Source organism: Streptomyces sp. NPDC087440, from assembly GCF_044744005.1.
Lineage (GTDB): Bacteria > Actinomycetota > Actinomycetes > Streptomycetales > Streptomycetaceae > Streptomyces.
The window spans coordinates 197,100-215,747 of record NZ_JBIUXN010000018.1 but is presented as its reverse complement, the minus strand read 5'-3'; the positions used below and the strand labels follow the sequence as shown (position 1 = coordinate 215,747).

The window sequence follows — 18,648 nt, the reverse complement described above, 5'->3', positions numbered from 1 at the left end:
GCCGCGTCCGCCTTCGCCTGCGCGGCCCGCAGCATCCGCTCGAACGTGCCGTCCTTCGCCCACCGGCGGAAACGGGTGTGGAGCGTGGCCCACGGCCCGTACCGCTCGGGCACGTCCCGCCAGGCCGTCCCGGTACGGAACTTCCACACGATCCCGTTCAGGACCCTCCGGTCGTCCAGCCGCTTGCGCCCCCGCAAGGACACGGGCAGCAACGGCCGGACGAACTCCCACTCGGCATCGGACAGTTCATGGCGGCGTATCACCCGACCATGATCCACCACTCAAGATCACCATTTGACGACAGGCCCTAGGCCGACGGCGGCGAAGCCTCGTGCGCGGGGCCCGCCCCGGCCGGCACGCCGTAATACGCCCCCCACTCGAACTCCGGCTCCGGATCCCGCACGCCCCACACCGCCGTCAGCCCCAAGTGCACCAGCACCCCCACAAAGGCCCACGCCAGCAACGCCCCCTTCGCCCCCAGCTTCAGCGGCGCGTCGAAGACCACCCCGACCCCCACCGCCTTCGCCTGCGCGACCACGTCCGCCGTCGGCCCGAACCAGCCCCCGGCCATCCACCCCAGCCACGCCCCCATGAGCGCGCCCAGCGCGATGGCGACGACCATCGGAATCCCGCCGCGCCGGTGGAAGAGGAAGGCCCCGAGTCCGGTCAGCAGGCCCAGGCCCAGCGACAGCAGCACAAAGACGCCGTCGGCGCCCGCGGCCTCCTCCCCCTCGGTGTCCTTGAGGAAGACCGCCTTGTCGGTCGAGATCAGCGGCACCTTCGGCGCCAGCCACGCCCACAGCGCGCCGAGCAGCAGCCCCAGCACGGCGGTCACGACCAGCACGACCAGGGCCTTGCGGATGTCCGTGGCCAGTTCGGCGGAGCGGTCGGGCGCGTCCCCGGCCGGCGGGTACGCCGTGTCGGTCGCCCCCTCGGGCGTCTGCCAGGGGTCGTGCGGCGAAGGCTGGTGAGGCGGTGTCAGAGGAGCGGTCACCCTGACATCGTGCCAGGCCCTTGCGGGCGACGCCTCACCGGACGCCCACCGGGCCCCGGGACATCCGCCCTCAACGGACCGCCGCCCTCCGGTACGCCCACGTGGCGACGGCGAGCGACACCACGCCGACACCGGCACAGACCGCCAGGTCGAGGCCGACCGCCGCCCAGTCCGGGTGCGCGTCGAAGGTGCGGGCGAAGGCCTGCACCCCGTACGTGGAGGGCAGCAGGTCCCGTGCGTACTGGATCAGCAGCGGCATTCGCTCGGCCGGGAGCACCCCCAGCAGCAGCGCCGCCGACATCCCCAACTGGCCGAGCAGCGTGGCCAGTTCGGGCTTGGGTGCGAGCAGCCCGAGCACCGCGCCGAGCCCGGCGAGCGCCGCCCCGGCCAGCGGGATGACCGCCGCGAGCACCCACACGTGCCCCATCGGCAGGTCGAAGAGCACACAGCCGATGCCCGCCGTGACGACCGTCCCGGGCACCGTGAAGGAGGCGTACGCGCCCGCCGCGCCCAGCACCACCGATGCGGGCGGCACGGGCAGCGTCGCGTAGTGGTCGAGGCCGCCGCTGGCCCGCAACTGGCCGAAGTACTGGGCGAGCAGGTTGAGCGCGACAAAAGCGACGACCAGCACGCTGGACCCGGCCACGACCGCCCGCGCCTCGCCGCCCCCGTCCACGACGCCCCGCATCAGGATCATGATCCCGACGGACTGGAACGTCGCCACGAACAGCAGCGGGATGCGCGCCACCCGGGCCCGGGAGAGCTGCGCCCGGTACACGGCCGCGAGGGAGGGCAGGAAGCGCGCGGCGGGGGCGAGCTCCCCGGCCGTCGCCGATGCGTCGCGGACCGCTGCGGACCTCGTCGTACCCACCGCCTCGATCGATCCTGCGCTCACGCCTTGACCAGCCCTTCCGTACGTCCGCCGCCGAGCGCGAGGTACACGTCCTCCAGGCTCGGGGTGGCCAGCGTGAAGTCGTCGAGTGCGGCGAACGCCGCACCCGAGGTGACCGCGGCGACCGCGGCCCGCGCCTCGTCCGGCGCCAGCCGCAGCGTCCAGCGGCGGCCGGACTCCTGCACTCCGGCGCCCAGCTCGCGCAGGGCCGCGACCTCGGGAACGTCGAGGGGGGCCCGCTCCCGCCACACCAGTTCGAGCCTGACCTCGTCGGCGACGTGCGCCTTGAGCCCGGCGGGGGTGTCGCAGGCGATGACCCTGCCGCGGTCCAGGACGGCGACCCGGTCGAGGACGGTCTCGGCCTCGATCACGTTGTGGGTGACCAGCAGGACGGTCGCGCCGCGTTCGGCCCGCCGCCGGTCGACGGCCGACCAGACGGCGCGCCGGGCGACCGGGTCCATGCCGGTGGTCGGCTCGTCCAGGACCAGCACCGGCCGCTCCCCGACCAGGACGGTCGCGAAGCAGGCCAGGCGGCGCTGACCGCCGGAGAGCTTCTTGAGCGCCTTGCCCGCGAGCGGGGTGAGCGCCAGTTCTTCGAGTACGTCGTCGCGCTCGGCGCACGCCTGCTTGCGGGTGAGTCCGCGCAGCCGGCCGGTGGTCTCCACGGCCAGGGACACGGTCAGCTCGTCGAGAGCACTGCTCTCCTGGCCGAGGTAGGCGAGCAGGCGGGAGGCGCGTTCGGGGTGGCGCACCAGGTCGTGGCCGAGGACGGAGACGGTGCCCGCGTCGGGGCGCATCAGGCCGGTGAGCTGGCGCACGAGGGTGGTCTTGCCCGCGCCGTTGGGGCCCAGCAGGCCGAAGATCTCGCCGCGGCGGACGGTCAGGGAGATGCCGTCGCTGGCCCGCACCTCGGGCACGGCGGCCGCGCCGCGCCGGGCGCGCGCGGCGGCGTACACCTTGACCAGGCCTTCGACCGCGCACACGACATCCGTGTCGTGCGGCGCCGAGGCCGTGCCCGTCGTCTCCGCCGGCTCCACTTGCGGCGCGCCGCTGCCCGTACTCACGAGCCACGACCTTACGGGGTCACCGGCGGCGCGCTCTCCGCCGGGTCCCTCCTGTGGCGTACCGGTTCCGGTGCATTCGCCCCAGATCTTGAAATGGCTCAGTCCGCGACCGTCGCGTGCTCCGCCGCCGCCCGGACGTCGATCTCGCGCCAGAAGCCCGCCCGGATCGCGTACCGGTCGTGCTCGTCGATCTGGTCGTCCTTGTGCGCGAGGAGGCCGAAGCGGGCCGCGTACCGCAGCAGCTCGCCGTCGATGCGGTGCGGGATGCGCGGGTACATGGTGGAGAGCTTCTGGGTGTGGACCGGCTCCGGGAGGCGTTCCATCCAGCGGCGGGCGAAGACCTGGCCGACCTCGAAGGGGTCGCCGCCGACGGTGGTGATGTCCTCCTCGCGGTCCGCCCAGCGCTGCTCGGCGCTGGTGAGCTGGGCGAGGGTGGGCAGGGACGCCGTTTCGGGGGGCTCGCCGAGGGCGGGCCCGGAGCCGGGGCGCTCCACCCACCCCTTGTCGGAGGACCAGCGCAGGGTGGCGCTGGTCGCCGGGGGCTGCTGCGGGGCGTGCCCGGGGTGCTGGGCGGCCTGGGTGCCGGGACCACGCAGTCCCGCGAGGTCCTTCGGGGTGGGTACGGTGCGGCCGGGCGCGGCGGCGGGCGCTTCGGCGGAGCCGTTGCGGGCGGGGGCCGGGGTGCCGTTGACGCGGGCGGTCTCGGCGCGGGCCTGGGCCTCGACGCGGGCCTGCGCCTCCGCCTGGGCGGCGAGCGCGGACTCCGGGAGCGGGGCGGAGAGGATGGCGGCGATCTCGGGGCGGGGCGCCGGGGGCGGGGCGCAGATGCCGCCGTACTCCTTGGCCCGGACCGCGCGGGTGATCCACACCCGGTCCAGGACCCGGCGCTCGTCGGCCTCGGCGACGAGGTCCTCGGACTGGTTGTAGTCGCCGTCGGCGGCCTGCACGGCCCAGAGGTGGACGGCGACGCCGTGTTCCTTGGCGGACATCAGGCCGGGCAGCAGATCGCCGTCGCCGGTGACCAGCACGATGTCGGAGCAGGCGCGATTTCTGGCCAGTTCGGTCAGCTCCGCGTGCATGGCCGCGTCCACGCCCTTCTGTGCCCAGCGGCCGTCGCTGCGGGTCAGGGCGCCCAGCCGGACGGTGACGCGCGGCATGACGCGAAGTCGCCGGTGCTCGGGCTGCGGTACGCGGTCGGGGGCGCCGTCGAACCAGTAGATGCGCAGCAGCGGCTGCTGCGTATCGGCTTCGGCGCGTTCGCGCAGGCCCTGGATGAGGGCAGCGTGATCGACGGTGATGCGCGAGCGGGCCGGCTCCCCGGCCAGCAGACTCGCGGCGGCGCCCAGCAGATAGCCGGCGTCCACCAGGACGACGCAGCGGTCCACGCGTTCCACCCTCTTTCTGGAACCTCGAAAAGTGTTCGAAGAACGTTGAAGATCTCGAAAACAAAGGACAAGGATCGGCAGGCTTTACGGGTTTCTACCGAGTCTGCCCGACCTCGCGAGGCTTAACGGCCGGAACTCGATCATCGGCGTGGCGATGCGTGAAGTTACCGCGCAGGTTACTCCCGATGGCGTCCGGTTACGTACGGCAATGATCCAAAATGCGAGGTCTGTCCCACTGTGTGAGTCTGGTCGCGGCCCTGGCACCGACACCTTTCAGGAGGCATTCCATGGCCAAGAACAAGAACTCCCGCAAGCAGCCGAGCGCTCAGGACAAGGCCTCGCAGCAGTCCGAGAAGAGCAGCTCCTTCGAGGCGCAGGCGCAGTCCCCGGCGCAGGGCAGCCCGGCGGACGTGGCCCGAAAGCACCAGCGCCGTTTCGGCCACAACTGATCACTTCTGGCATACGCGAAGGCGCCCTCCCCGTGCACAGGGAGGGCGCCTTCTTGCTGCGTACGCGGAGGGCCTGACCCGCCGGGCAGGCAGGCAGGCGGGGGGGGCCTAGCCCGCCAGGCAGCTCGGGCCCAGCAGCACCTTCAGGTCGCCGAAGAGCGCCGGGTCGGCCGTCACCCGGTGCCGGTCGAGCCGCAGGACCGTCGTCTTGCGCGGCCCCTGGAGCTTGATCCGCACCTCGGTGTTGCCCCGGTGGTGGGACAGGATGTCGCCCAGCTTGCTGATCATCGGCGGGGTGACCTTCACCGTCGGGATGGTCAGCACGACGGGGGCGTTCGTCCCCGCGTTCGACAGGTCGGGGACCTGGAGCTCCATCGCGACCAGCCGCGGCACGTCCTCGCGCTTGTCCAGGCGGCCCTTGACGAAGACGACCGTGTCCTCCACCAGCTGGGTCGACACCAGCTGGTAGGTGGCGGGGAAGAACATGCACTCGATGGAGCCCGCCAGGTCCTCGACCGTGGCGATGGCCCAGGCGTTGCCCTGCTTGGTCATCTTGCGCTGGAGGCCGGAGATGATGCCGCCGACCGTGATGACCGCTCCGTCGGAGTGCTCACCGCCCATGAGCTGGGCGATGGCCGCGTCCGCCTTGTCGGAGAGGACGTGCTCCAGACCGAAGAGCGGGTGGTCGGAGACGTACAGGCCGAGCATCTCGCGCTCCTGCGCGAGCAGGTACGACTTCTCCCACTCGATGTCGGAGAACTCCACGTCGAGCCCGAAGCCGGGCTCGCTGCTGTCCTCCTCGCCACCGCCGAACAGGTCGAACTGGCCCTCGGCCTCCTTGCGCTTGACCTGCACCACGTTGTCGATCATCGGCTCGTGGTGGGCGACCAGGCCCTTGCGGGTGTGGCCCATCTCGTCGAAGGCACCGGCCTTGATGAGGGACTCCACGGTGCGCTTGTTGCAGACGACGGCCTCGACCTTGTCGAGGAAGTCGGGGAAGGAGCTGTACTTCCCCTTCGCCTTGCGCATCCGGATGATCGAGTCCACGACGTTCTGGCCGACGTTGCGGATCGCGGTGAGGCCGAAGAGGATCACGTCGTCGCCCTGGGCGGCGAAGTTGGACTCCGACTCGTTCACGTTCGGCGGGAGCACCTTGATGCCCATGCGGCGGCACTCGTTGAGGTAGACGGCCGACTTGTCCTTGTCGTCCTTCACCGAGGTGAGCAGGGCCGCCATGTACTCGGCGGGGTAGTTCGCCTTCAGGTAGGCGGTCCAGTACGTGACCAGGCCGTACGCGGAGGAGTGCGCCTTGTTGAACGCGTATCCGGCGAACGGCACCAGCACGTCCCACAGCGCCTGGATGGCCTGGTCGCTGTAGCCGTTCTTCTTCGCGCCCGCCTGGAAGAGGACGAAGTTCTTCGCCAGCTCCTCAGGCTTCTTCTTGCCCATCACGCGGCGCAGGATGTCGGCCTCGCCGAGGGAGTACCCGGCGATGATCTGGGCGGCCTTCTGCACCTGCTCCTGGTACACGATGAGGCCGTAGGTGAGGCCCAGCGTCTCCTTCAGGGGCTCTTCGAGCTCCGGGTGGATCGGCGTGATCTCCTGGCGGCCGTTCTTGCGCTCCGCGTAGTTCGTGTGCGAGTTCATGCCCATCGGGCCCGGCCGGTACAGGGCCGAGACGGCGGAAATGTCCTCGAAGTTGTCGGGCTGCATCTGCCTCAGCAGCGAGCGCATGGGGCCGCCGTCGAACTGGAAGACGCCGAGCGTGTCACCGCGGCAGAGCAGTTCGAAGGTCTTGGGGTCGTCCAGTTCGAGGGCGAGCATCTCCAGGTCGATGCCCTTGTTGGCGCGGACCATCTTGACGGCGTCGTCCATGATGGTCAGGTTGCGCAGGCCCAGGAAGTCCATCTTGAGCAGGCCGAGCGACTCGCACTGCGGGTAGTCCCACTGCGTGATGGTGACGCCGTCGGTGTGCCGGGTCCACAGCGGGGCGTGGTCCACGATGGGCTCGCTGGACATGATGACGCCGGCCGCGTGCACACCCATCTGACGGACCAGGCCCTCGACGCCCTTTGCGGTGTCGATGACCTTCTTGACGTCCGCCTCGTTCTCGTACATCCCCCGGATCTCGCCCGCCTCGCTGTAGCGCGGGTGCTTGGGGTCGGTGATGCCGGAGAGGTCGATGCCCTTGCCGAGGACGTCGGCGGGCATGGCCTTGGTGAGGCGGTCGCCCATCGCGTACGGGTAGCCCAGCACGCGGGCCGAGTCCTTGATGGCGTTCTTGGCCTTGATCTTGCCGTAGGTGCCGATCATGGCGACCTTGTCCGAGCCGTACTTCTCCGTCACGTACCGGATCACCTCGACGCGCCTGCGCTCGTCGAAGTCGATGTCGACGTCGGGCATGGAGATGCGCTCGGGGTTCAGGAAGCGCTCGAAGATCAGGCCGTGCGTGATCGGGTCGAGGTCGGTGATGCCCATGGCGTACGCGACGATCGAACCGGCGGCGGAGCCTCGGCCGGGGCCCACCGCGATGCCCTGGTTCTTGGCCCACATGATGAAGTCGGCGACGACGAGGAAGTAGCCGGGGAAGCCCATCGAGATGATGGTGTCCATCTCGTACTCGGCCTGCTTCTGGCGGTCCTCGGGGACGCCGCCCGGGTAGCGGCGCTCCATGCCGACCCGGACCTCCTCCTGGAACCAGGTGACCTCGGTGAAGCCGTCCGGGATCTCGAACTTCGGCATCAGGTCGCGCTTCTCGAACATCCCGGTGGTGTCGATCTGCTCGGCGACCAGGAGGGTGTTGCGGCAGCCCTCCTGCCAGGCGTCCGAGGAGTCCACCGCGTACATCTCGTCGGTGGACTTCAGGTAGTAGCCCGTGCCGTCGAAGCGGAAGCGGTCCGGGTCGGAGAGGTTCTTGCCGGTCTGGATGCACAGCAGGGCGTCGTGCGCGGACGCCTCGTGCGCGTAGGTGTAGTGCGAGTCGTTCGTGACCAGCGGCGGAATGCCGAGTTCCTTGCCGATCTTGACGAGGTCGTCGCGGACCCGGCGCTCGATCTCGATGCCGTGGTCCATCAGCTCCAGGAAGTACCGGCCCTTGCCGAAGATGTCCAGGTAGTCCGAGGCCGCCTGCTTGGCCTCGTCGTACTGGCCGAGCCGCAGCCGGGTCTGGAGCTCGCCGGAGGGGCAGCCGGTGGAGGCGATGAGCCCCTCGGACCACTGGGAGATGGTCTCCCGGTCCATCCGCGGCCACTTCTGCAGCCAGCCCTCGGAGTACGCGTCGGAGGACAGCTTGAAGAGGTTGTGCAGACCGGTGCTGTTCGCCGCCCAGATCGTCTTGTGCGTGTAACCGCCGGAGCCGGAGATGTCGTCGCGCTTCTGGTGCGGCTGACCCCACTTGATCTTCCGCTTGTTGCGGCGGGACTCCGGGGCGACGTACGCCTCGATGCCGATGATGGGCGTGACGCCCGCCTTCTGCGCCGTGTGGAAGAAGTCGTACGCCCCGTGCAGGTTGCCGTGGTCGGACATCGCGATGTGCGACATGCCCATTTCATTGCACGCGTTGAACATGTCCTTGAGCCGCGCGGCACCGTCCAGCATCGAGTACTGGGTGTGGACGTGGAGGTGCGTAAAGGGCGGCTTGGTCACGGCGGGGGCCTCCGGTGGCGGGTCGGTGACAGGCGTTGGATGCGAGAGCCGAGTCTACTTCCACCCACTGACAAAGCCGTGGGTCCGCAGCCCTCCGCCGGGCACTTCGGCAGTCCGTCTGACCCCTCGGGCACTCAGGGGTACGGTCGTGCGTTGGACGTGACGACGGACGCCGCCGGCGCCCCCGGCACCCCGTCCGCACCAGTCCCCGCACGCACATGAACGCCCGCACCAGGAGGCCCCGGCGATGTCGGTTCCGCAGACAGAAGCCACCCAGCGCGGCGAGGAGATCCTCGCCGTGTTCGACACCGCCTTCGGCCAGCTCCTGGCCGCCGACCCGGCGGCCTTCCGGGTCAAGTTCCGCAAGATGGCCGCCTCCGCGTTCGCCTTCTACCGGGGCACCGCCTGCCTGTTCTACGCCGACCAGGAGCGCGAGCAGCACGCGGGCCCGTACCTGGACGAGCGCACCTCCCGGGTGTGGATCCACGGCGACCTGCACGCCGAGAACTTCGGCACCTACATGGACGCCGAAGGCCGCCTGATCTTCAACGTCAACGACTTCGACGAGGCGTACGTCGGCCCCTTCACCTGGGACCTCAAGCGCTTCGCCGCCTCGATCGCCCTCATCGGCTACCAGAAGGCGCTGGGCGACGAGCAGATCGGCGACCTGGTGCGGGTGTACGCGGCCGCCTACCGCGAGCGCGTCCACCAGCTCGCCACCGGCGCCAAGAACGACGAGGTGCCGCCCTTCACCCTGGACACCGCCCAGGGCCCGCTGCTGGACGCCCTGCGCGACGCCCGCTCCCTGACCCGGTTCTCCCTCCTCGACTCCATGACGGAGATCCGCGAGTTCGAGCGCCGCTTCTCCCCCGGCGGCGGCTCCATCGACCTGGACGCCGCCACCCGGTACAAGGTCCTGGCGGCCTTCGACGGCTACCTGGAGACGCTGCCGGAGTCCTCGCTGACCCGCCCGGACTCGTACCGCGTGAAGGACGTCGTCGGACGCCGGGGCATCGGCATCGGCTCGGCGGGCCTGCCCTCGTACAACATCCTTCTCGAGGGCAACAGCGACGCCCTGGAGAACGACGTGATCATCTACATGAAGCAGGGCCAGACCCCGGCGGTCTCCCGGCACATCACCGACGCCGCCGTGCGCGACTACTTCCAGCACGAGGGCCACCGCACGGTCATCTCGCAGCGCGCCCTCCAGGTCAACGCCGACCCCTGGCTGGGCTGGACCGAGCTGGACGGCCAGGGCCAGCTGGTCGCCGAGGTGTCGCCGTACGCGGTGGACCTGGACTGGTCGGACATCGACGAGCCCGACGAGATCGCGGCCGTCGTCGCCGACCTCGGCCGGGCGACCGCCACCATGCACGCGGCGGCCGACGACGAGAGCGGCCACTCGCTGGTCCCGTTCTCCACCGAGCGGGCCATCGACGCGGCGATCGCCGCCGACGAGGAGAGCTTCGGCGAGCTGCTCGTGGACTTCGCGCACAGCTACGGGGCGCGGGCGAGGGCCGACCACCAGATCTTCGTGGACCTGTTCCGCAACGGTCGGATCACAGGTCTGTAGCCCTTAGAAGGCCCTTACCGGGGGCCGTGGCACACTCACTGACGATGGGCATATCCAGGACTCCGCTTCGCATCCTGCGGGCAGCGCTCTTCACGGCGATCGTCGTGACGCTGTCCGTGGGTTCGCACGTGCTGCTGTCCGGAGTCCCGCTGCCGCCGATCACGGTCGCCGCCCTCGGCGCCGCCGTGTTCGCCCTCGCGTACGCACTGGCCGGGCGGGAGCGCGGCTTCGGGCCGATAGCCGCCCTGCTGGTGCCGCTGGAACTGGCGGCGGACACCCTCTTCACCACCGGACAGCATGTCTGTTACGGGCCGTCCGGCGGTCCCGTCGCCGGTGCGTTGCGCTCCTTCGGGCTCGACGTGCTGTGCGGCGGCACCCCGGTCGGCACCCCCTTCGTCCACGCCGGTGCGAAGGAACGCCTCACCGTCCTGCTGGCCTCCCCCGACCCCGCGCTGCCCTGGCTGCTGCTGGGGGCGCACCTGGCGGTCGGGCTGCTGGCCGCGCTGTGGCTGCGGCGCGGCGAGGCGGCGCTGGCCCGGCTGATCCGGGCGACCGCCTGCCTGGCGTTCCGGCCGCTGCTGCTCGCGGCGGCCTCCGTGGCGGGCTTCTTCGCCGTACGGGGTGCCGCGCGTCCGGCGGCGCACCGGGACGCGGCCGCCGCGCTGCGCACCCGGCACCTCGTGCACTCCGTGGGGCGGCGCGGTCCGCCCGCCGCCGGGTTCTCCCTCGCCGCCTGAGCCCCACCGGGCCCGGCAGACCCTCGTACGGCAGATTTCAGTACCCACGGAGTGAAACGATCATGAGCGCACGCAACAACCAGGCGAACAAGGCAGCGGCCCGCGAGCGGCTGAAGGCAGAGCGCGAGCGGCAGGCGAAGAAGGACAAGACCAAGCGCCAGCTCGTCGTCGCCGGTTCCGTCGTGGCCGTCCTCGCCATCGCGGGCGGCGTCGGCTACTTCGTCGTCCAGGCGAACAAGCCGAAGGCCTGGGAGGCCGCCGCCGAGACCGCCAAGGACTCCTCCGCCATCACCAAGCCCGCCAACACCACGGGCGCCGACGGCACCACCGTCGTCATCGGCAAGGCCGAGGCGAAGAAGACCCTCCAGCTCTTCGAGGACCCGCGCTGCCCGAGCTGCGCCGCCTTCGAGCAGGCCAACGGCGAGCAGGTGAAGAAGGACGTCGACGCGGGCAAGTACAAGGTCCAGTACATCGGCGCGACCTTCATCGACAACATGGCCGGCGGCGAGGGCTCCAAGAACGCCACCAGCGCGCTGGGCGCCGCGCTGAATGTGAGCGGCGAGGCCTTCCTGGAGTACAAGGGCAAGCTGTACTCGCAGGCCAACCACCCCGACGAGCGCGACGACAAGTTCGCCGACGACAACTACCTGATCAAGGTCGCCGACCAGGTCCCCGCCCTCAAGGGCAACAAGAAGTTCCAGGACGCGGTCAAGGGCGGCACCTTCGACGCCTGGGCGCTGAAGATGTCGGAGAAGTTCGACGGCAGCGGCATCAAGGGCACGCCGACGCTGAAGATGGACGGCAAGACGGTCGTCAAGGAGGGCACCGAGGCCGCCCCGATGGCCCCGGCGGACTTCCAGGCGGCGATGGAGAAGGCCCTGAAGGCCTGACGGACCATCAGGCCGACGGGCCGACGCTCCGTCACCTCGACGGAGTGTCGGCCCGTCGAACCGCGCTGAACGCCTGGTCAACGGGTGGGTGAACCTTCACTGTTCGCCCACCCGCTGTGCGTACTGGTCAGTAATGTGATCACCCGTGACCAGTCAACTCACTCCTGCCACGGGTGTCTCCCCCGCCACGGGGACCCCGTCCCGCCGCACGGCCCTGAAGGCCGCCGCCGCCACCGCTCTCGTCGCTCCGGCGCTCGCCGCGACCTCCGCCGCCTCCGCCCACGCGGCGCCCGCCGCCACCCCCGCGTTCCTGCACGGGGTGGCCTCCGGGGACCCGCTGCCGGACGGCGTCCTGCTCTGGACCCGCATCACCCCGACGCCGGAGGCCACGCCCGGCTCCGGGGCCGGTCCCGACATCGCGGTCGCCTGGGAGGTCGCGGAGGACAAGGCGTTCGCCCGGGTCGTCGCGCGGGGGACGACGACCGCGAGCGCCGCCACCGACCACACGGTGAAGGTCGATGTAAGGGGCTTGCGCCAGGCGACCGACTATTACTTCCGCTTCTCCTGCGGCGACGCCTTCTCCCCTGCCGCCCGCACCCGCACCACCCCGGCCGCCGGTTCCGCCGTCGCGGGCGTGCGCTTCGGCGTGGTGTCCTGCGCCAACTGGGAGTCCGGGTACTTCTCCCCGTACCGCCATCTCGCGGCCCGCTCCGACCTGGACGCGGTCCTGCACCTGGGCGACTACATCTACGAGTACGCGACGGGCGGCTACCCGGAGCCGAAGTACGTCGTGCGCCCGCACGAGCCGCGGCACGAGATCGTCACCCTCGCCGACTACCGGCTGCGGCACGGCACGTACAAGACCGACCCCGACCTCCAGGCCCTGCACCACAGACACCCGGTCGTCGCGATCTGGGACGACCACGAGTTCGCCAACGACACCTGGTCGGGCGGCGCCGAGAACCACACCCCCGGCGCCGAGGGCGACTGGTCGGCGCGCATGGCCGCCGCCAAGCAGGCCTACTTCGAGTGGATGCCGGTACGCGCCTCCACCGCCGGCACCGTCTACCGGCACCTGCGCTGGGGCAAGCTGGCCGATCTGCACCTCCTGGACCTGCGCTCCTTCCGCTCGGAGCAGGCGAAGGTCGGCAGCGGCAAGGTCGACGACCCGGACCGTACGATCACCGGCCGCGCCCAGCTCGACTGGCTGAAGTCGGGACTGGCCGCCTCCGACGCCTCCTGGAAGCTGGTCGGCACCTCGGTGATGATCTCGCCGATCGCCTTCGGCTCCGTACCGGCGCACCTCTTCGAGCCGATCGCCGAGCTGGTGGGGCTGCCCAAGGAGGGCATCGCCGTCAACACCGACCAGTGGGACGGCTACACCGACGACCGCAAGGAGCTGATCGGGCACCTCAAGGACCGGGGGATCTCCAACACGGTCTTCCTCACCGGCGACATCCACATGTCCTGGGCCAACGACGTGCCGGTGAAGGCCGCCACCTACCCGGCCTCGGGCTCGGCGGGCGTCGAGTTCGTGATCACCTCGATCACCTCCGACAACCTGGACGACATGCTGCACGTCGCCCCGCAGACCCTGTCGCTGGCGGCGGGCGCGGCGGTGAAGGCCACCAACCGCCATGTGAAGTACGTCGACATGGACTCGCACGGGTACGGCGTCCTGGACGTGACGCCCGAGCACTCGCAGATGGACTACTACGCGGTGTCCGACAAGACCCGCAAGGACGCCACGAGCGCCTGGCGCAGGTCCTACCGGACCCGGACCGGCACCCAGCGCGTGGAGCGGGTGTACCAGCCGGTGCGCTGACCCGCGCGCCCGCGGGGACGGGCCCACCGGCCCGTCCCCGCCTGGGTCACAGCGTCTCCAGGAACCCCAGCGCGACCTGCCAGGTCTGCTCGGCGGCGGCCTCGTCGAAGTCGGGCAGCTCCGCGTCGGTGTACAGGTGTCCGGCCCCGGCGTACCGGTAGATCTCGACGTCCGCCCCGGCCCGCTGCATCTGGAGGTACCAGGCGTTCAGCCAGTCGTCGGACTCGAAGGGGTCGGGGTCGGCGATGTGCAGCTGCACCGGCAGCTCGTCCACCGAGGTGTCCTCGGCGAGGTCCGAGGTGCCGTGCAGGAGCAGCAGCCCCCGGGCCTTCTCGTCGCCCAGCGCGAGGTTCTGCGCGACCGCGCCGCCCCAGGAGAAACCGGCGTACACCAGGCCCTTGTCGGAGTGGGGTGCGGCGGCCAGCACGGCCCGGCGCAGCAGCTCCTCGCGGCCGATCTTGTCCAGGACCGCCTGGCCCTCCTCGACGGTGTCGGCCGTTTGACCTTCGTACAGGTCGGGCACGTGCACCTGGTGCCCGGAAGCGCGCAACCGCATCGCGGCGGCGTGCACGGCCGGGCGCAGACCGTAGACGGAGTGGAAAAGAATGATGTCCATTCCGTCCATCCTGCCACCAGCGCCGGAGTCGCGAAGTCATGGAGAACGTACTGCGTCCGTTGATCGTGCTGGGCGGCTCGGTCGTACTCACCTTGTTCGTCGGCTGGATCGTCGACGTGGTGCTGCGCCGGGCCGACGCCCGACACCACGAGACCCCGTTGTGGGGGCTGCTGCGCCGCTGTCGGCCACCCCTGATGGTCGTCCTGCTCGCCGCGCTGCTGCGCGGTGCGTACGACCAGACGAAGCTCACGCTCATCGAGGACCACGAGGAGGGCATCGGCCAGGTCCTGTCCCTGGTCCTCATCGCCGCGACGGCCTGGCTGATCGTGCGGGTGGCGTCGACGATCGTCGAGTCGTCGTACGCCCGCTACGCCTCCCAGCAGTCGCGGGACGCCGCGCGCGTGCGGCGGGTCCGCACGCAGGTCACCCTGATCATGCGGATCGTGACGGCCGTCGTCGGCGTGGTCGCGGTGGCCGCCATGCTCATGACCTTCCCGAACATGCAGGCCATCGGGAAGTCGATGCTGGCCTCGGCGGGAATCATCGGAATCGTCGCCGGTGTCGCCGCCCAGTCGACGCTCGGCAACCTCTTCGCGGGCTTCCAGATCGCGTTCGGCGACATGGTGCGCATCGGGGACACGGTGGTCGTGGACGGCGAGTGGGGCGTGGTGGAGGAGGTCACCCTGACCTTCCTGGCCGTACGCACCTGGGACGAGCGCCGGATCACGATGCCCGTGTCGTACTTCACCAGCAAGCCCTTCGAGAACTGGTCGCGCGGCGGCGCGCAGATGACCGGCACCGTCTTCTTCCAGCTCGACCACCACGCCCCGGTCGCCGCGATGCGCGACAAGCTCCGCGAGATCCTGTCCGCCACCCCGTCCTGGGACGGCCGCGACTGGAGCCTCGCCGTGACGGACACCACCCCGAACACCATGGAGGTGCGGGTCGTGGTCACCGCGAAGGACGCCGACGACATCTGGACCGTACGCTGCGCCGTCCGCGAGCAGATGCTGCACTGGCTGTGCGCCGAGCACCCCTACGCCCTCCCCAAGGTCAACACCGCGGAGGCGGTCCCGCCCCCGGGCGACCAGTGGCTGTCCCGTGCCTCCTCCAACGGCCGGGCCCCGCGCCCCGAGGAGATCCACACCAACAACGCGGACATCCGCACCGACGACGACGCCCCGGCCCCGGGCGCCCGGGGTGCGGCCGCCCGCCGCTCCACGGCGGCCCCGTCCCCCGCGCACGACGGCGCCCAGCCGCGCACGGGCCGAGGCTAGGACCCAGGCACGCAGGAGGCCGGGTTCCCCTGGGGGAACCCGGCCTCTCCGCATCCGGCTACCTCCCCAGCAACTTCTTCTGTACGGATTCCAGCGGCCCCTGCGCGAACCGGCGCAGCCAGAGCGTGGAGAGCCCCATCAGCAGCGCGCCGACCCCGGCCCAGACGCCCATCACCCACCAGGGCCCGTGCCCGCCCCACTCGGCGGCGAGGCCGAGCCCGAAACCGTAGAAGACCAGCACGCACAGGACGTTCTGCAGCACGTAGCAGGACAGCGCGCACCGTCCGACCGCACTGAGCCCGGCGACCAGCCACGAGGAGCCCCGGGCCCGGTCGAGGAGGGCGCCGACGAGGCCGATGAGCCCGAGGGCGACGATCGGCGCGGCGACGTACCGCTCGATCAGGAAGAAGTCACCGCCGCCGATCCCGGCGGCGACGGTGAGCGGCACCCCGATCCCGAGCCCCCACCGCAGCAGCCGCCCCCGCAGCGCCCGCCCGCGCTCGTCGTCCCCGAAGGCCCCGGCCCGCAGCAGCCGCACACCGAGCAGGAACAGGAAGACCAGCAGCCCGAAGGTGAGCACCGGCTCCAGCCTCAGCACGAGGGCGTTCTGCAACCGGACGAGCACCTGCTCGACGTAACTCCCCTCGGCGTACAGGGCGACGGTCTCGGAGTCGATCGTGTCCTTCCCCCCGTTGTCCGCCGCCGCGAGCAGCCACGTCCCGGCCAGCATCAGTGTGAGGTGCAGCGCTCCCTGTCCCCACATCAGGATCTTCCGGAACCGCTCGCTGCGGGTGAGCGACCAGGCGACGAGCAGGGCGGTGACGGCGTACCCCATGAGCACGTCCCAGGCGAAGACGAACACGAAGTGCACGGTCCCCTCGGCGAAGAGGAACAGCGCCCGCCACTTGTACGGTCCGGGCCAGGGCGTCCCGCGCCGCCGGGCCGACTCGAACTGGATGGCGAGCCCGACGCCGAACAGGATCGTCAGCAGCGACAGGAACTTCCCGTCGGCCAGCAGCCGGAAGATCCCCTCGGCCGCCCCGCTCACGGACCCGTCGGTCAGCGGGGTGCTCATCCCCCCTTGCAGAATCCCGAGTTCGGCCCCGGGGCCCGCGAAGATCCACACGTTCGTCATGAGCGTGCCGAGAATGGCCGCTCCCCGCAGCACGTCCAACAGCGGCAACCGCCTGCCGGGTGCCGCGCCGCCGCCGGGTGCGATCTCACCCCTCGGCCGGGTCCCGCCGGACGTCCCGGTCCCGCCGGGTGCCTCCACCACTCCTGTACGCATCCTGCCCACCCCTGCCTACTCCCGTGACCGCTGTGCCCTTTCATCGTCACGGCCCCCGGCAGCCCATGCGTCCTGCCCACTGCCGACCCGGCACTACACCCTTCGATGCAGCCCCCGGCCCCCGGTCCCCTACCTCATGCTCCGCAGGTCCAGCTGGTGGAGTACCCGGTCGACCACCTCCGGGTCGACCCCCGCCTCGTTCCTCGCCGCCAGCACCTCGTGCCGGGCCGCCGACATCATTTCCCGCTGGATCCGCATCACGGCCTTCACCCGCTCCGCCCGGGACGCGTACGCCTCGCGCCGCTCCTCGTCCACGATGTCCGGGCTGATCCGCGCCCCGATGTCGAAGGCTCCGCGCTGCAACCGCTCGGACACCTCCTCCGGCAGCTCCTCGACCTCCTCGATCTCCTTGAGCCGCCGCCGCGCCGCCTTCGCCGCCCGCACCGCGAGCGTGTGCTCCAGCTCCCGCTCGGCGTCGGAGTCCGCCCGCACCCCGAGCTTCCGCACCAGCCAGGGCAGGGTCAGCCCCTGGAAGACCAAAGTCGTCATGATCACGCAGAACGCGATGAACAGAATCTCGTCCCGCGCCGGGAACGGCTCCCCCGCATCCGTCTTCAACGGAATGGCGAGCACCAGCGCCACCGACGCCACGCCCCGCATCCCCGCCCACCACATGACGACGGTCTCCCGCCAGGTCATGGGAATGTCCTCGTCCACGTCCCGCCGCTTGTGCAGCCGCTTCGCCAGCCACGTCGCGGGCAGCAGCCACAACAACCGCACCCCGACCACCACAACCACCACGGCCGCCCCCCACCCGAGCATCTGCCCGAACCGCCCGTCGGCGAGCCCGAAGACGCTGTGCAGCTCCAGCCCGATGAGTCCGAAGGCGACGCCCGTCACGAGCGTGTCCACGACCTGCCAGAAGGTCTGCCCGGCCAGCCGTCCCTGGACGTCGTCGGCGTCGACCGCGTGGGACGCCAGGTACAACGCGGAGGTGAGCACCGCCAGCACCCCCGACCCCATGAACTCCTCCGCCAGCACATAGCTGACGAACGGCACCAGCAAGGTCAGCCCGATCTGCAGCGTCGCGTCCCCGAGCAGCCCCATCAGCTTGTTGCTGGCCCACCCGAGCCCGCCCCCGACCACCACGGCGACGACCGCCGACAGGACCAGCTCACCCATCGCGGCGGGCCAGGAGAACGTCCCGCTCACCGCCGCCCCGATCGCCACGTGGTACAGCACGATCGCCGTGACGTCGTTGAACAGCCCCTCCCCCTCCAGGATCGAGACCAGCCGCCGGGGCAGCCCCAGCGACCCCGCCACAGCGGTCGCCGCCACGGGGTCCGGCGGCGCCACCAACGCCCCCAGCGCGACGGCGGCAGCGATCGGCAGCCCCGGCACCACGGCGTTCGCCACGGCCGCGACGGCCGCCGTGGTCACGAACACCAGGGCCACGGCCAGCAGCAGAATGGGCCGGAAGTTGGCGGTGAACTGCCGCCAGGAGGTCCGCTGCACGGCGGCGTACAACAGCGGCGGCAACACCAGCGGAAGGATGTACTCCGGCGGGATGTCCGGATTGGGTACGAAGGGGATCAGGGCCAGCACAACCCCGGCCAAGGTCATCAGCACCGGCGCGGGAAGCCCCAGCCGCTCCCCCAGCGGTACGGAGACCACCGCCCCGAGCAGCAGCACGAACAACAGGGCCAACTGATCCACGGGCACGCCTCCGAAGCTGAACGATCAAGACCCCCAGCGTCCCACGAACCCCCCATACCAGCACAAAAGCACCCCTATAGGGGCGCGAGACTGTACCGATCTGCGGCTCCGCCGCGCGGGCGCTCCCTCCCGTGCCCCTTCAGGGGCGCGGGGAACTGCGCGAGCAACCACCCACCCACCCGCACGGGAACCGTGCATGCCCCCGCTGGTTTAGGTGAAGGGGCGGGGCTGGGGACCCCCTGCCCAAGCAGCCCAGAGCCGAAGCCCCGACACGGGAAGGCGCCCACCCTTACCCCC

General features: G+C 70.8%; 15 protein-coding genes. 6 read left to right on the top strand and 9 right to left on the bottom strand.

All coding sequences use genetic code 11. The annotated features are described in order from the left end of the window. The 5 genes from ACIO3O_RS30750 to ACIO3O_RS30730 form a co-directional block, all read right to left on the bottom strand. On the bottom strand, window positions 1–263 hold a 263-nt coding region (locus ACIO3O_RS30750; RefSeq protein WP_401751533.1), incomplete at its 3' end, for a transposase. 44 nt (window positions 264–307) lie between these two features. Next, a complete protein-coding gene (locus tag ACIO3O_RS30745) occupies window positions 308–994 on the bottom strand; it encodes an ABC transporter permease (protein ID WP_401751531.1) in 687 nt (228 codons plus the stop codon). A 70-nt stretch (window positions 995–1,064) separates the two neighbouring features. Beyond that, entirely contained in the window at window positions 1,065–1,865 is an 801-nt protein-coding gene (locus ACIO3O_RS30740) for an ABC transporter permease (protein ID WP_401751553.1), read from the bottom strand. A 20-nt stretch (window positions 1,866–1,885) separates the two neighbouring features. After that, window positions 1,886–2,923, bottom strand: a complete 1,038-nt coding sequence (locus ACIO3O_RS30735; protein ID WP_401751551.1) for an ABC transporter ATP-binding protein — start codon at window positions 2,921–2,923, stop codon at window positions 1,886–1,888. A 125-nt stretch (window positions 2,924–3,048) separates the two neighbouring features. Then, a complete protein-coding gene (locus ACIO3O_RS30730; protein WP_401751529.1) occupies window positions 3,049–4,344 on the bottom strand; it encodes an NYN domain-containing protein in 1,296 nt (431 codons plus the stop codon). Window positions 4,345–4,622: 278 nt separating this feature from the next. Here ACIO3O_RS30730 and ACIO3O_RS30725 point away from each other — a divergent pair, with 278 nt between their 5' ends. Further along, the gene (locus ACIO3O_RS30725; protein ID WP_401751527.1) at window positions 4,623–4,784 is read left to right on the top strand and encodes a hypothetical protein; all 162 of its coding nucleotides are present in this window, start codon (window positions 4,623–4,625) and stop codon (window positions 4,782–4,784) included. Between the two features lie 108 nt (window positions 4,785–4,892). Here the strand turns inward: ACIO3O_RS30725 and dnaE are convergent, their stop codons facing one another. Continuing rightward, window positions 4,893–8,429, bottom strand: a complete 3,537-nt coding sequence (dnaE, locus tag ACIO3O_RS30720) for a DNA polymerase III subunit alpha (protein WP_401751526.1) — start codon at window positions 8,427–8,429, stop codon at window positions 4,893–4,895. A gap of 247 nt (window positions 8,430–8,676) precedes the next feature. On the opposite strand from dnaE, the gene ACIO3O_RS30715 reads away from it, so the two are divergent. The 4 genes from ACIO3O_RS30715 to ACIO3O_RS30700 all read left to right on the top strand — a co-directional run bounded on the left by ACIO3O_RS30715 (window position 8,677) and on the right by ACIO3O_RS30700 (window position 13,454). Further along, window positions 8,677–10,002: a DUF2252 domain-containing protein gene (locus ACIO3O_RS30715; protein ID WP_401751524.1), complete on the top strand. Its 1,326-nt coding sequence runs from the start codon at window positions 8,677–8,679 to the stop codon at window positions 10,000–10,002. A gap of 44 nt (window positions 10,003–10,046) precedes the next feature. Beyond that, window positions 10,047–10,739 (top strand): hypothetical protein, encoded by a 693-nt coding sequence (locus tag ACIO3O_RS30710; protein ID WP_401751522.1) that lies wholly within the window; start codon window positions 10,047–10,049, stop codon window positions 10,737–10,739. A gap of 62 nt (window positions 10,740–10,801) precedes the next feature. Then, on the top strand, window positions 10,802–11,629 hold the full coding sequence (locus tag ACIO3O_RS30705; protein ID WP_401751520.1) for a thioredoxin domain-containing protein: 828 nt from the start codon (window positions 10,802–10,804) through the stop codon (window positions 11,627–11,629). Between the two features lie 145 nt (window positions 11,630–11,774). After that, window positions 11,775–13,454 (top strand): alkaline phosphatase D family protein, encoded by a 1,680-nt coding sequence (locus ACIO3O_RS30700; RefSeq protein WP_401751518.1) that lies wholly within the window; start codon window positions 11,775–11,777, stop codon window positions 13,452–13,454. A gap of 46 nt (window positions 13,455–13,500) precedes the next feature. Here the strand turns inward: ACIO3O_RS30700 and ACIO3O_RS30695 are convergent, their stop codons facing one another. Beyond that, the gene (locus tag ACIO3O_RS30695; protein ID WP_401751516.1) at window positions 13,501–14,079 is read right to left on the bottom strand and encodes a dienelactone hydrolase family protein; all 579 of its coding nucleotides are present in this window, start codon (window positions 14,077–14,079) and stop codon (window positions 13,501–13,503) included. Window positions 14,080–14,108: 29 nt separating this feature from the next. On the opposite strand from ACIO3O_RS30695, the gene ACIO3O_RS30690 reads away from it, so the two are divergent. Further along, entirely contained in the window at window positions 14,109–15,347 is a 1,239-nt protein-coding gene (locus ACIO3O_RS30690; RefSeq protein ID WP_401751515.1) for a mechanosensitive ion channel family protein, read from the top strand. A 58-nt stretch (window positions 15,348–15,405) separates the two neighbouring features. Here the strand turns inward: ACIO3O_RS30690 and ACIO3O_RS30685 are convergent, their stop codons facing one another. Continuing rightward, entirely contained in the window at window positions 15,406–16,635 is a 1,230-nt protein-coding gene (locus ACIO3O_RS30685; RefSeq protein WP_401751513.1) for a DUF418 domain-containing protein, read from the bottom strand. 129 nt (window positions 16,636–16,764) lie between these two features. Further along, the gene (locus tag ACIO3O_RS30680; RefSeq protein WP_401751511.1) at window positions 16,765–18,351 is read right to left on the bottom strand and encodes a Na+/H+ antiporter; all 1,587 of its coding nucleotides are present in this window, start codon (window positions 18,349–18,351) and stop codon (window positions 16,765–16,767) included. Window positions 18,352–18,648 lie beyond the last annotated feature (297 nt).

Bases quoted from the DNA above. Each gene is read 5' to 3' on its own strand.
- ACIO3O_RS30725 (WP_401751527.1), top strand. From the start codon at position 4,623: ATGGCCAAGAACAAGAACTCCCGCAAGCAGCCGAGCGCTCAGGACAAG.
- ACIO3O_RS30705 (WP_401751520.1), top strand. From the start codon at position 10,802: ATGAGCGCACGCAACAACCAGGCGAACAAGGCAGCGGCCCGCGAGCGG.
- ACIO3O_RS30695 (WP_401751516.1), bottom strand. From the start codon at position 14,079: ATGGACGGAATGGACATCATTCTTTTCCACTCCGTCTACGGTCTGCGC.
- ACIO3O_RS30710 (WP_401751522.1), top strand. From the start codon at position 10,047: ATGGGCATATCCAGGACTCCGCTTCGCATCCTGCGGGCAGCGCTCTTC.
- ACIO3O_RS30685 (WP_401751513.1), bottom strand. From the start codon at position 16,635: ATGCGTACAGGAGTGGTGGAGGCACCCGGCGGGACCGGGACGTCCGGC.
- ACIO3O_RS30690 (WP_401751515.1), top strand. From the start codon at position 14,109: ATGGAGAACGTACTGCGTCCGTTGATCGTGCTGGGCGGCTCGGTCGTA.
- ACIO3O_RS30715 (WP_401751524.1), top strand. From the start codon at position 8,677: ATGTCGGTTCCGCAGACAGAAGCCACCCAGCGCGGCGAGGAGATCCTC.